Raw genomic sequence first — 12909 nt, forward strand, 5'->3', positions numbered from 1 at the left:
TTTTTTTGTGTATTATATAAATAAAATGAAAGGTATGGTTTGTGCAGATGAAAATATTGTAATGAAAAATCCTACAAAAGTGTCATATTGGAAGTGATATTATTATTTTTGTGGACAAATAGAATGTAAACTCTGTTTTGGGTATTAATAATGAAAGATAAAATGAGGTTAGCAGGAAAATTTATGAGAAAAGAAGAGCTGGAAGTAACAGAATGTCATCAGACATCTTCCGGGCTTTATCAACCGGAGTACGAGCACGATGCTTGTGGAGTAGGTATGATTGTAGACATTCATGGTAATAAATCACATGAATTGGTGGATGCAGCCTTGAAAGTCTTGGAAAATATGAAACATCGTGGCGCAGAAGGCGCTGACAACAAGACGGGTGACGGTGCAGGTATTATGCTGCAGATTCCACATGAGTTTATATTGTTACAAGGAATTCCGGTGCCTGAAAAGGGGAAATATGGTACGGGATTGGTCTTTCTTCCGAAAGACGCGAAGGAACAGGAGTCCATTCTGAGCATCCTGATTGAGGAGGTAGAGCGTGAAGGCTTGTCATTGATGCACTTGCGTTCCGTGCCCGTGAATTCTTCTATCTTAGGAAAAAGTGCGTTGGAGACTGAACCGGACATTAAGCAGGTGTTCATTACCGGGGCAACCGACCTGGAAAACTTTGAACGTACCTTATATATTGTACGTAAAAAGATTGAACGCCGTGTACATCATAAGGACTTTTACATTGTTTCCTTGTCCAGCAAAAATATTATATATAAAGGTATGCTGTCTTCGGTACAGGTGCGTGAATATTTTCAGGACCTTACCCAGCCTTACTTTACCAGCGGACTGGCCATCGTACATTCTCGTTTTAGTACGAATACATTTCCTACCTGGAGTTTGGCACAGCCTTTCCGCTTGTTAGCTCATAATGGAGAAATCAATACCATTCGTGGAAACAGAGGATGGATGGAGGCGCGTGAAAGTGTACTTTCCACTCCTTTATTAGGTGACGTGAAGAAAATAGGTCCGATTATACAGCCGGGAATGAGCGACAGTGCCTCACTCGATAATGTATTGGAATTTTTCGTGATGTCCGGATTGAGCCTGCCGCATGCCATGGCTATGCTTGTGCCAGAGTCATTCAATGACAAGAATCCGATTAGTGAGGAGTTGAAGGCGTTTTATGAGTATCATTCCATTTTGATGGAGCCTTGGGACGGACCGGCTGCCTTGTTGTTCAGCGACGGACGTTATGCAGGGGGTATGCTCGACCGTAACGGTTTGCGTCCGGCACGTTACCTGATCACTAAAAATGATATGATGGTGGTAGCCAGCGAAGCGGGAGTCATTAATTTTGAACCTGAAGCCATTAAGGAAAAAGGCCGTCTTCAGCCTGGCAAGATATTGTTGGTAGATACCCAGGAAGGACGTATTTACTACGATGGCGAACTGAAGAGCCAGTTGGCGGCTTCCAAGCCTTATCGTCAGTGGCTTTCTACCAACCGTATTGAACTGGATACATTACGTAGTGGTCGTAAGATTTCCAATTCTGTACCTGATTATGAACGTCGCCTGCGTGCATTCGGATTTACTCGCGAAGACATAGAACGTACGCTTACTCCGATGTGTATGAATGGGGCCGAACCCACAGCTTCCATGGGTAACGATACTCCTCTGGCTGTGTTGTCCGACAAGCCTCAGATATTGTTCAATTATTTCCGTCAGCAGTTTGCTCAGGTGACCAATCCGCCAATCGACCCGATACGTGAGGAACTGGTGATGTCGCTGACGGAATATATCGGAGCTGTAGGAACCAACATCCTGTTGCCGAGTGAATCGCATTGTAAGATGGTGCGTCTGCCACACCCGATTCTGAACAATACGCAGCTTGATATATTGTGCAACATTCGCTATAAAGGGTTTAATACCGTGAAGTTGCCGATGCTGTTTGATGCAGCAAGAGGAGCGGAAGGTCTGCGTGAGGCATTGAATGAGTTGTGCAAGAAAGCCGAGGCGGCAGTGGATGAAGGGGTAAACTACGTCATTCTTTCCGATCGTGAGATTGATGCAGCACATGCAGCCATTCCTTCTTTGCTGGCTGTAAGTGCCGTACATCATCACCTGATTTCTGTACAAAAGAGAGTACAGACCGCATTGGTGGTAGAAAGTGGAGAAATTCGGGAAGTGATGCATGCTGCTTTGCTGCTTGGGTATGGAGCGAGCGCCATCAATCCGTATATGGTATTTGCCATTCTGGATGACATGGTGAAGAAAGGCGATGTGCAGTTGAATTATGAAACTGCCGAAAAGAACTACATAAAAGCCGTTTGCAAGGGGCTCTATAAAGTAATGAGTAAGATGGGTATCAGTACGATACGTTCTTACCGTGGAGCGAAGATATTTGAAGCTGTTGGTTTGGGCAGCGAAGTGCTTTCTACTTATTTCGGTACCCCTTCTTCATCCATCGGAGGTGTCGGATTGGAAAGCATTGCCAAAGATTACCAGGCGTTCCATGATGCAGGTTTTGCAAAAGAGGTCGACGATTTGTTGCCTTATATCGGCCAGTTCTCCTACCGTAAGGATGGCGAGAAACATGCGTGGAATCCGGAAACTATCAGCGCTTTGCAGTTGGCCACTCGTTTGGGAAGCTATGCCAAGTTCAAGGAATATACGCGTCGGGTAGATGAAAAGGAAAGTCCGATATTTTTGCGTGACTTCTTCTCTTTCCGCCGTAATCCGATTCCATTGGAAGATGTAGAGCCGGTAGAGGAAATTGTAAAGCATTTTGTAACGGGAGCCATGTCTTTTGGTTCTATCAGTAAAGAGGCGCATGAAGCCATGGCGCTGGCCATGAACAAGCTGAACGCCCGCAGTAATACGGGTGAAGGAGGAGAGGACTCCGACCGTTTCCATGAGACTTACGATGGTATTTCCTTGTGCAGTAAGACCAAACAGGTAGCTTCCGGACGTTTCGGTGTAACCACTGAATACTTGGTGAATGCCGAAGAAATCCAGATTAAGGTAGCGCAGGGTGCTAAACCGGGTGAAGGCGGACAGCTTCCGGGATTCAAGGTAAATGAAGTGATTGCCAAAACGCGTCATTCTATTCCAGGCATTTCATTGATTTCGCCTCCTCCTCATCACGATATTTATTCAATCGAAGACTTGGCTCAGCTGATATTCGATTTGAAGAACGTGAACCCGAAAGCCAAAATCAGTGTGAAGCTGGTAGCAGAGAGTGGTATCGGTACCATTGCGGCCGGTGTGGCGAAAGCGAAAGCCGATTTGATTGTCATTTCAGGAGCAGAAGGTGGAACGGGAGCTTCTCCGGCCTCTTCCATGCGTTATGCAGGTATTTCTCCGGAAATCGGTCTGAGCGAGACACAGCAGACACTGGTACTCAACGGACTCCGTGGTCAGGTACGTTTACAGACCGATGGGCAGTTAAAGACGGGACGTGACATCATTAGTATGGCTTTGCTGGGAGCAGAAGAGTTTGGATTCGGAACTTCCGTGCTGATTGTGTTGGGATGTGTCATGATGCGCAAATGTCATGCCAATACGTGTCCGGTGGGTGTGGCTACACAGGATCCGCAGTTGAGGGCGCATTTCCGTGGACATTATCGTTATGTAGTCAACTTCTTCCGTTTCTTGGCACAAGAGGTTCGTGAATATTTGGCAGAGATGGGATTCTCCAGATTGGAAGATATTGTGGGACGTACGGATTTGATTGAAATACGTCCGACGGCTCATGAAAAGGCTTCATTGCTGGATTTCAGTAAATTGTTGCATAAAGTTGATAACGGAGCTGCTTTACATAATGTAGCGGAACAGCGTCATGAAATAGAACATGTGAAGGATGTCAGCATGTTGGTGGCTGCACGAGAAGCATTGGAAAACCGTAAGGAGGTATCGTTGGAATATGCCATATCCAATACTGACCGTTCGGTGGGAGCGATGCTTTCAGGAGCCGTAGCTGCCAAGTACGGACAGGCTGGATTACCTGCACAGACCATCCAAGTGAAGTTCAAAGGTTCAGCCGGACAGAGTTTCGGTGCTTTCCTTCCGCATGGGGTCAGCTTCAAGCTGGAAGGTGAAGCGAACGATTACCTGGGTAAAGGCTTGAGTGGAGGACATATTTCGGTACAGCCTCCGGTAAGAAGCAATTTCCTGGCCGAAAACAACGTAATCGCTGGTAATACGTTGCTGTATGGTGCTACAAGTGGAGAGGTTTACATCAATGGATGTGTAGGTGAACGTTTTGCCGTACGTAACTCTGGAGCCATTGCGGTAGTAGAAGGAGTAGGCGACCATTGCTGTGAGTACATGACAGGTGGACGAGTAGTAGTGCTGGGTAAAACAGGACGAAATTTTGCCGCAGGTATGAGTGGTGGAGTTGCTTACGTATGGGATAAAGACCGTAATTTCGATTACTTCTGTAATATGGAAATGGTAGAGCTTTCTTTACTGGAAGATGCTACTGCCCGTAAGGAACTCCATGAGCTGGTTCGTCAGCATTATCTGTACACCGGTTCTCAACTGGCACGTACGATGCTGGATAACTGGAGCCGTTATGTGGAAGAATTTATTCAGGTAACTCCGATTGAATACAAGAAAGTGCTGGCTGAAGAGCAGATGCGTAAACTGCAGCAGAAGATAGCCGAAGTACAGCGTGATTATTGATTAATTGTTGAACAGTAAAAAACTAGATATATGGGAAATCCAAAAGCATTTCTGACCATTTCCAGACAAGAGGCCGGATACCGTCCGGTACACGACCGTATCATGGATTTCAGTGAAGTGGAACAGACGTTGAACACAAGTGAGCGAAAGCTCCAGGCATCACGGTGTATGGACTGTGGGGTACCTTTCTGCCATTGGGCATGTCCGTTGGGGAATCGTCCTCCGGAATTCCAGGATGCCATGTACAAGGGAAAATGGAAAGAAGCTTATGAGATACTTACCGGAACCAATGATTTTCCGGAGTTTACCGGCCGTATATGTCCGGCATTGTGTGAAAAGAGTTGTGTGTTGAAGTTGAGTATGGATGCACCTGTAACTATTCGTGAAGATGAAGCCGCTATCATTGAAGCTGCCTTTCGTGAAGGGTATGTACAGCCTCGCCAGTATGAACGAAACGGGAAGTCTGTGGCTGTCATCGGTTCCGGACCTGCAGGACTGGCCGCCGCCAATCAGTTAAACCGTAGAGGATATGCGGTGACGGTATTCGAAAAGCTGGAATACGTGGGAGGCTTGTTGCGGTTTGGTATTCCGAATTTTAAACTCAGCAAGTCGGTAATCGACCGCCGTGTGGCAGTGATGGAAGCAGAAGGAATCACTTTCAAGGTCAATGCCGATATTGATGTGACAAATCTTCCCGAAAGATTTGATGCATACTGCATTTGTACGGGTACGCCGCAGGCACGCGATTTGAATATCCCCGGGCGTGAACTGAAAGGTATTCATTTTGCTATGGAGATGCTGGCACAGCAGAACCGCGTGCTGGCCGGACAGCGCATTCCAGAGGAAGAACGCATTACGGCAAAAGGCAAGCATGTGCTGGTAATTGGAGGTGGAGATACGGGTAGTGACTGTATCGGTACAAGTAACCGTCAGGGAGCACTCAGTGTAACGCAGATTGAAATTATGCCGAAGCCTCCTGTAGGTCATAATCCGAATACTCCGTGGCCGCAGTGGCCGGTGGTTCTCAAAACCAGTAGCAGTCACGAAGAAGGATGCATACGTCGGTGGAGTCTGACTTCCAACCGCTTCCTGGAAGAAGACGGGAAAGTGTGCGGTGTAGAAGTGGAAGAAGTGGAATGGACTCCAGGAGCCGAAGGAGAACGTCCGGTGATGAAGCCGACTGGGAAGAAAGAAGTCCTGAAAGCCGATTTGGTATTGCTGGCGATGGGATTCCTTCGTCCGGTACAACCCGAATTTCCGGCGAATGTCTTTGTGGCCGGTGATGCAGCTACCGGAGCCAGTCTGGTTGTGAAGTGCATTGCAGGCGGTCGAAAGGCCGCAGCCGACATTGATGCATATTTAAGCCGAAAATAATTGATTTCATACAAAATATAAATACAACTTTACGATTATGTGTGGCATAACAGCTATTTTAAATATCAGAAAGCAGACTCCAGAGTTGCGTGAAAAAGCATTGAGCATGGCACGAAAGATTCGTCATCGTGGTCCTGACTGGAGCGGAATTTATTGTGGGGAATCGGCTATATTAGCTCATGAACGCTTGTCAATAGTAGACCCGCAGAGTGGCGGACAACCTTTATACTCCCCCGATAAGAAAGTGGTACTGGCTGTGAACGGAGAAATTTACAATCACCGTGAGATTCGTAAGGAGTATGCCGGAAAATATGATTTCCAGACAGGAAGTGACTGTGAAGTAATCTTGGCACTTTATCAAGAATACGGAATACATTTTCTGGAAAAGCTGAATGGTATTTTTGCATTCGCGCTGTATGATTCAGAAAAAGATGAGTTTCTCATAGCCCGCGACCCAATCGGCGTAATTCCGCTTTATATTGGTTATGACAGCGATGGCAAAGTCTATTGTGCCAGCGAACTGAAAGCGTTGGAAGGTTTTTGTGAACGCTATGAACCCTTTTTACCCGGACATTGTTATTATAGCAAGGAAGGAAAAATGACTCGCTGGTACGTTCGTGACTGGACCCAATATGAGGCAGTAGCTAATGCGCCGGTATCGGTAAGTGCTTTGCGTGAAGGTTTGGAGAAAGCCGTACGTGAGCAACTGATGAGTGATGTTCCCTATGGAGTATTGCTTTCTGGAGGTCTGGACAGTTCGGTTATTTCTGCCATTGCCAAGCGTTATGCTGCCCGGCGTGTAGAAACGGATGGGAAAATGGCGGCATGGTGGCCTCAGCTTCATTCCTTTGCCATTGGTCTGGAGGGAGCCCCCGATTTGGTCAAGGCACGTGAAGTGGCTGATTTTATCGGTACCGTGCACCATGAAATTCACTACACCATTCAGGAAGGTCTCGATGCACTTCGCGATGTGATTTATTACATTGAGACTTACGATGTAACGACAGTTCGAGCTTCTACACCTATGTACTTGCTAGCTCGTGTCATCAAGAGTATGGGTATCAAAATGGTGCTTAGCGGAGAAGGAGCGGATGAAATTTTTGGTGGTTATCTTTATTTCCATAAGGCTCCTGATGCGCGTGGTTTCCATGAAGAGACTGTACGCAAATTGTCCAAGCTTTATTTGTATGATTGCTTGCGGGCCAATAAGTCATTGGCAGCCTGGGGAGTAGAAGGACGTGTGCCATTCTTGGACAAGGAGTTCTTGGATGTGGCTATGCGGTTGAATCCGGAGGCCAAGATGTGTCCCGGAAAAACCATCGAAAAGAAAATTGTGCGTGAAGCTTTTGCCGACTTGTTACCTGAAAGCGTGGCATGGCGTCAAAAGGAACAGTTTAGTGATGGTGTTGGGTACAGCTGGATTGACACTTTGAAAGAGTTTACGGCAAAAGCAGTGACCGATGAACAAATGGCACATGCGTCAGAGCGTTTTCCTGTGAATCCTCCTCGCAATAAGGAAGAGTACTATTACCGCTCTATTTTTGAGGAACATTTTCCGAGCGAGAGTGCGGCTAAGAGTGTTCCCAGTGTACCGAGTGTGGCATGTTCTACAGCGGAGGCACTGGCTTGGGATAAAGCTTTCCAGCATATCAATGAGCCGAGCGGACGTGCGGTAACCGATGTACATGAAGAGGGATACAAAAACTAAATTGATTATCAGATATGAAAATAGAATTTACAAAAATGCATGGTCTGGGTAATGATTACATCTATGTGAATACGATGAAATACCCGTTGACTAATCCGGAAGAAAAGTCTGTAGCGTGGAGCCGTCCTCATACGGGGATAGGCAGTGACGGACTGGTGCTGATTGGTGATTCGGACAAGGCTGATTTCAGCATGCGTATTTTTAATGCCGACGGTTCTGAGGCCAAGATGTGCGGGAATGCCAGTCGCTGTATTGGAAAGTATTTGTATGAATATGGACTGACTACAAAGACAGATATTCTTTTGGATACGCTTTCCGGTATCAAGAAATTGCATTTGCAGGTGAAGGATGGAAAAGTGGAGTCTGTTCGGGTGGATATGGGAATTCCTGCCGATATTCACCGAGTGAATCTGGGTGATGCTTATCCTTTCCAGAAAGGGGTGGCCGTGTCAATGGGAAACCCTCATCTGGTTATTTTTGTAGATAAAATGGAAGAGGTGTCTCTTGCAGAAGTAGGACCGGTGCTTGAACATCATCCGCTTTTCCCAGACCGGGTAAATGTAGAGTTCGCTCAGGTATTGGATGAGGGGAAAATACGTATGCGGGTATGGGAAAGAGGATCTGGTATCACACAGGCTTGTGGTACAGGTGCATGTGCTACAGCTGTGGCGGCAGCCTTTTCCGGAAAATGCGCTTCTCATGCAACTGTCTGTATGGATGGAGGTGACCTGACCATCGATTGGGCAGGAGAGGGGCAGCATTTGTATATGACAGGACCTGCTGTGAAAGTATTTGATGGAACAATGGAATTAAAAGAGTAAGACAAGATATATGATACAAGTAAATGATAACTTCATCAAGTTGCCCGGAAACTATCTGTTTTCGAGCATAGCTAAAAAAGTAAATACTTTTAAATCGGAACATCCCGAAGTAGAACTTATCCGTCTGGGAATTGGCGACGTGACGCGTCCGCTTCCGCCGTCTTCTATCAAGGCTATGCACCGTGCGGTGGATGAACTGGCCGATGCCGGAACTTTCCATGGATACGGTCCCGAACAAGGATATGATTTCTTGATTCAGGCCATTCTGGAACATGATTACCGTTCGCGTGGAGTAGAATTGCGTCCGACAGAAATTTTTGTGAGTGACGGAGCTAAAAGTGACACCGGTAATTTTGGAGATATTTTAGGCACAGGCAATAAAGTTGCAGTAACAGACCCCGTGTATCCGGTGTATATTGACAGTAACGTCATGGCCGGGAGAGCTGGAGAACTTCAGTCAAACGGGCAATGGAACCGTTTGACTTACCTGCCTTGTACGGCAGAAAACCATTTTATCCCTTCTCTCCCCCAGGAGCCGGTAGACATGATTTATTTGTGCTATCCGAACAATCCTACGGGAACGACACTGACCAAAGCCGAATTGCAGAAGTGGGTGGACTATGCTTTGGAGCACAAAGCGTTGATATTATATGACGCGGCTTATGAGGCTTACATTCACGAAAGTGATGTGCCACATTCTATTTATGAGATAGAAGGAGCCCGCTCTTGCGCCGTTGAATTCCGCAGCTTCTCCAAGACAGCCGGTTTTACCGGAGTGCGTTGCGGTTATACCGTAGTGCCGGAAGAAGTGAAAGCCATGACGGCTTCGGGCGAGCAAGTAGCTTTGAATCATTTATGGAACCGCCGACAGTGTACGAAGTTCAATGGTACCAGCTATATCACCCAGCGAGGGGCAGAGGCCATCTATACCGCCGAAGGACAAGCTGAGATTAAGGAAACCATAGCCTATTATATGGAGAATGCCCGTCTGATGCGTGAAGGACTGCTGTCTGCTGGATTTACACTATATGGAGGAGTGAATGCGCCTTATATTTGGGTAAAGGCACCCGAAGGACTGGATTCATGGAGCTTCTTTGAAATGTTGCTTCACGAAGTCAATGTGGTAGGAACTCCGGGAGTAGGATTTGGACCAAGCGGAGAAGGATTCTTGCGACTGACAGCCTTTGGTAAACGTGAGGATTGCCAGGAAGCAATGAACAGAATAAAAAACTGGGCCGGACGTTAATCCGACCCAGTTTTTAAAACCGCCAGCCTATCCCGATCGAGAGTGAATGAAAAAATGGGCGCTTCTTTCCGAGGTTCAGCATGTTTCCGTCGAAAACGGTTTCCCGGACGCCCGAGTAAGGGTCAAGGTTAGAGAGGGTGTATCCCAGAGAGATTATCAGGCTTTCTTCTATTTCCAACGAAACGGAAGTTTTCAGCTGAAAGGATAAAGGCTCCGCACGGGAAGTTGTGATTTCTTCATAGTGGTGGGGAGTCCATACACCTGTAGAGTTTGGGAAATAGGCTAGGGTTATATGTTATTTCACCGTTACTTCTTTCTTGTCGTAGAAAACCAGTCTGATTTCTCCTTTGGCGGGAGCGTCATTGTCTTTGGTTTCTAGTTTCAGGATGCGTTTCAGCGTAAGCATATATTTGCCTTTCGGCACATTCTTAAACGAAACTCCGTCACGGCTTTCATTTAATGTACCATAATAAGCGGTATATTCCTCCAAATGAGAGGGATTGTCCAGCGTGGCCTCCAGTTCTTCATTGGACGCGATTTTCTCACCCTTCCATTCAACCATTTCCTGATTGACAATCGTGGTAAGTTCCGAAGGAATATGTATCTCATTAATCCATTCCTTGTAGACATAATTGGTCAGCATACGGGTTTCTTGCTGCCGTTTGCGTTGGAACACGAATGAGACTTGTTCGTCTTTTCCGAGTGACAGTGAATAGGAATAACCGAATATTGTATTTCCATCAAAATAATGGTATTCCATCTCTTTGCCATTGGCCATGATGGATGCTCTGCCTGTAAGCTTGATTTCTTTCAGGGGTACGTCTTTCTCTGGAGAGAAACGGGCGTAGGTCAGGGTAGGCTGTGAATCAGAAAAAGCTACCAGGTAGCTTTGATAAATGGCCACATTGTCTGGTAGATTTTCTGAATTTTCTTCACTGCAAGATGCCGTGAAGAAAATCAGTAAGCCGTACATCATCCAATAAAGTAGTTGTTTCACTTTCATGTGTCCGTATGTTTAAATAGATTTACGGCTGCAAAGGTAACGTGGACAGATGGAAGTCAGGAAAAAATCTGATGTACACAAGTAAAGTTTAATCTATTGGAAATTAGATGGTTGATAGTTTTTATGATGTACATGACACTTAAAATGCGGTGATAAACTCATCAAAACTACTGTTTTCGATGTGCATTTTCTCCTTCAGTCTCATTTTCCGGCGCGAGATACTTCCTTTGGCAATATGGTAAATTTCGGATAGTAACGACATGGGAAGATCCATCTTTACCAGACAGCAGAAACGAAGTTCCTCTTCCGTAAGTTGCGGGTAACACTCTTTCAGTCGTCTGGTAAATCTGTCAAAGCAGGTATCCGTGTTTTGCTGAATAATGTCCCATTCCTCTTCCGTCAGGTGAAGCGCACCTTGCGAGTTCCTTTTCCGCAACAGAGAAGGAAGCGTGATGGCATTCAGTTGCCGATAGTAGGCCACGCTTTTATTCAGCCGGTCAATTTCCTGCTGCTTCAATTTCTCCTGTTCGTGAGCCAGTGCCACTTCCGCTTCTTTTCTTTTCAGCGTTTCTTCCATGCACATCCACTGGGTAGCCTTTAGTTCTTCTGTCAGCTTTTGCTTGTGCACGCGGATGCGGTGAAGAAGTAAAAGCAGGATAAGAATCACTACGCCTAAGGTGACCGCAATCCGGTAGAAAATTAGTTTGTGGTGTGCTGTCTGCATCTCTGCTTTGTTGGCCCGTTCGCGTTGCAACTTGTATTCGTGCATATCCTGTATCTTTTCGATGACCATTTCCTTTCGTTCGGCACTTAGCGAGTCATGCGACAGAATGTATTTTCGCATGTAGATGTTTTCCTGTTTTTCATTCTGTTTCTTTCCGTACATTTCGAACAGGCGACGGTAGGCTTCTGTGCGTTGTTTTAAGGAGGCATCAGGTAAAAAAGTCAGGATATGATGCATGGCCGAGTCAGCTTGCAGAAGGGAGGCAAAAATGTAACCCTTCTGAAGGTGCAAGGCGGCAGTTTCCTTGTCCGGCAAATTTTGGCAGATGGCGTTATTGATGTAATGGAAGGCACTGTCCGTCTGTCCTTGTTCCAAATAAATGCGGGAAAGGTAATGTTCATTGTGTGCTATAGCGGTTGGAGTTCCAGAAGGCATATACATAAGTGCCTTCTGAAAGAATTCTTTGGCTTTTTCTGGTTGATGCGGCAGATAAAACATGGCCTTTTCCTGCCACAAATCTGCATATACGGACGAATCGTTCAGGTATTGGGCTATGCGTTCTGCGGCTTCCAAAAAATGAGCTTCTTCCTGAAGCTCTACTTTAAAACGGTTGATGCGTGCCTGTTCGAGATAAATCTTGAACTGCAACAAACTGTCGGTCTGAGAATTTGTTTCTGTGGATTTTAGGGAAGGAGTTTCAGTTGGAGAGGTACACGAAAAAACAGATACTACAGTGAGTATTCCTATAATAATATAATGTCGGAATATAGACATAGTTTAGTCAGGTTAGTTAGTTTGGGGCGAAGATACTAAAAAAACGCCTTTGAAATGTATATTTTCTGAATAAATAAAGAAAAATTGGGGCTTTTTAAGTACATGGAAAAAACGTACTTGCGTTTGATAGAAAACACAAGTACGTTTGGATTCAAACGCCTTTGCGTTTTATCTTAAATGCACTTGTGTTTCAAATTAAACGTACTTGCGTTTTAGTTTAAACGTACTTGCGTCTTTAATTAACGTGAGTTCGAAATAAAATTAGAAAATAGACAGTTGTCCGTCATTGACAAAATTCACGTCAATGGCGGTCTTCTTCTCAAAAAAGCAGTATGCTGCAATAGCCGACAAGGAATTTGCAATGAAGTTGTTAAAAGAACGATGTCTGGAGTGTTCTATCTGAGCAATATTCTTCAGTTCGTCATTAACTGTTTCAATCAAGGCTCTTTTTCTAAGCAGAATCTTGTCAGCAATACTCATCAGTGAATTCTTCATGTTGCTTTTTACCTTTGTAACAAGCTGAATACCGTTTAGGAAGAGATTTTCAAACAAAGCCTGTCCAATATATCCTTTATC

Annotated in this window: 8 protein-coding genes; 5 read left to right on the top strand and 3 right to left on the bottom strand. The window is 45.6% G+C overall.

The genetic code is table 11. The features are described from left to right. Positions 1-183 precede the first annotated feature (183 nt). From gltB to ACMJ0U_RS01160, 5 genes are read left to right on the top strand one after another with little or no spacing between them, the layout of a single operon-like run. A complete protein-coding gene (gene gltB / locus ACMJ0U_RS01140) occupies positions 184-4683 on the top strand; it encodes a glutamate synthase large subunit (protein ID WP_417127607.1) in 4500 nt (1499 codons plus the stop codon). A gap of 30 nt (positions 4684-4713) precedes the next feature. Then, positions 4714-6057, top strand: a complete 1344-nt coding sequence (locus ACMJ0U_RS01145) for a glutamate synthase subunit beta (protein WP_417127609.1) — start codon at positions 4714-4716, stop codon at positions 6055-6057. A 37-nt stretch (positions 6058-6094) separates the two neighbouring features. Next, positions 6095-7765, top strand: a complete 1671-nt coding sequence (gene asnB / locus ACMJ0U_RS01150; protein WP_417127611.1) for an asparagine synthase B — start codon at positions 6095-6097, stop codon at positions 7763-7765. 14 nt (positions 7766-7779) lie between these two features. Beyond that, on the top strand, positions 7780-8586 hold the full coding sequence (dapF, locus tag ACMJ0U_RS01155) for a diaminopimelate epimerase (RefSeq protein WP_417127613.1): 807 nt from the start codon (positions 7780-7782) through the stop codon (positions 8584-8586). A 10-nt stretch (positions 8587-8596) separates the two neighbouring features. Then, positions 8597-9832: an LL-diaminopimelate aminotransferase gene (locus tag ACMJ0U_RS01160; protein ID WP_417127614.1), complete on the top strand. Its 1236-nt coding sequence runs from the start codon at positions 8597-8599 to the stop codon at positions 9830-9832. A 295-nt stretch (positions 9833-10127) separates the two neighbouring features. On the opposite strand, the gene ACMJ0U_RS01165 is transcribed toward ACMJ0U_RS01160, so the two are convergent. The 3 genes from ACMJ0U_RS01165 to ACMJ0U_RS01175 all read right to left on the bottom strand — a co-directional run. Next, positions 10128-10835 carry a hypothetical protein gene (locus ACMJ0U_RS01165; RefSeq protein WP_417127616.1) on the bottom strand — a complete coding sequence of 236 codons (708 nt, stop codon included), beginning with the start codon at positions 10833-10835 and terminating at the stop codon, positions 10128-10130. A gap of 139 nt (positions 10836-10974) precedes the next feature. Then, a complete protein-coding gene (locus ACMJ0U_RS01170; protein WP_417127618.1) occupies positions 10975-12333 on the bottom strand; it encodes a hypothetical protein in 1359 nt (452 codons plus the stop codon). A 261-nt stretch (positions 12334-12594) separates the two neighbouring features. Further along, positions 12595-12909, bottom strand: a 315-nt coding sequence (locus ACMJ0U_RS01175) for a transposase (RefSeq protein WP_417127620.1), incomplete at its 5' end; no start/stop codon positions are given.

This window comes from Phocaeicola sp. (assembly GCF_048170425.1).
Lineage (GTDB): Bacteria > Bacteroidota > Bacteroidia > Bacteroidales > Bacteroidaceae > Phocaeicola.

Bases quoted from the DNA above. Each gene is read 5' to 3' on its own strand.
- gltB (WP_417127607.1), top strand. From the start codon at position 184: ATGAGAAAAGAAGAGCTGGAAGTAACAGAATGTCATCAGACATCTTCC.
- asnB (WP_417127611.1), top strand. From the start codon at position 6,095: ATGTGTGGCATAACAGCTATTTTAAATATCAGAAAGCAGACTCCAGAG.
- ACMJ0U_RS01170 (WP_417127618.1), bottom strand. From the start codon at position 12,333: ATGTCTATATTCCGACATTATATTATTATAGGAATACTCACTGTAGTA.
- dapF (WP_417127613.1), top strand. From the start codon at position 7,780: ATGAAAATAGAATTTACAAAAATGCATGGTCTGGGTAATGATTACATC.
- ACMJ0U_RS01165 (WP_417127616.1), bottom strand. From the start codon at position 10,835: ATGAAAGTGAAACAACTACTTTATTGGATGATGTACGGCTTACTGATT.
- ACMJ0U_RS01160 (WP_417127614.1), top strand. From the start codon at position 8,597: ATGATACAAGTAAATGATAACTTCATCAAGTTGCCCGGAAACTATCTG.
- ACMJ0U_RS01145 (WP_417127609.1), top strand. From the start codon at position 4,714: ATGGGAAATCCAAAAGCATTTCTGACCATTTCCAGACAAGAGGCCGGA.